The sequence below is a fragment of the Rahnella sp. P4_A8 genome, from assembly GCF_056402435.1.
Map to the genome: position 1 here is coordinate 1 of NZ_JBFUHK010000349.1, position 655 is coordinate 655.

Annotated in this window: 1 protein-coding gene; it reads right to left on the minus strand. The window is 43.7% G+C overall.

The features are described from left to right. Positions 1–153: 153 nt before the first annotated feature. Positions 154–655 (minus strand): OmpG porin family protein (locus AC1DUO_RS25920; RefSeq protein WP_477989601.1); only part of this gene is annotated, 502 nt, incomplete at its 5' end.

Below are 655 nucleotides of genomic sequence, written 5' to 3' on the forward strand. Positions count from 1 at the left end.
ATACGAGGGAAAAAGTCATTAACCTGGGTGATAATTTTGTTCTGTAATGTTTCTTTAGACATCTGTGAATATGCGGGTGTATTTCCACCAGAAAGCACCAGCAGAGCGACAAGAGTCGCTGAAGTTAATTTTTTCAATCTTATACCCCGATTGTCAGAAGTTATAAGTAACACCAACTACGGTGAACGGATTCCAGGAATGACCTGCGGACGTCCAGAGCCCTGTTTCTTTGGTAAATGATGCTTTGAATTCGCCATAAAGGCGAACTTCACCAAAGACGGGATAGCTAATAGTGCCGCCAATAAATTTGTAGCGGCCGTCGTAAAAGAGTTCGTTTGCGTTACTGGCGTTCTCAATTTTGTCCTGTCCGAAGCCGATATACATTGATGTTAACAATGGATACCAGTTTCGCCATAATCCGGCTGTCACTTTCCATTCCTGCTCAACAATATCGCCCCAGCTTTCACGCACCTGGCGGTTATAGTAATAGTAAGGACGTAAATACAAACCGAGATCTGGATTCACGCGGTATTGGATTGCAGGTTCAGTTTCAAAAATATACTGCTCAAGGTCGCCATTACCCGGTTGGTTACCCTGAGGTTGATATTCACCATACGCATATCCTGCAATGCTCCATTTATTGGACAACCGTAAG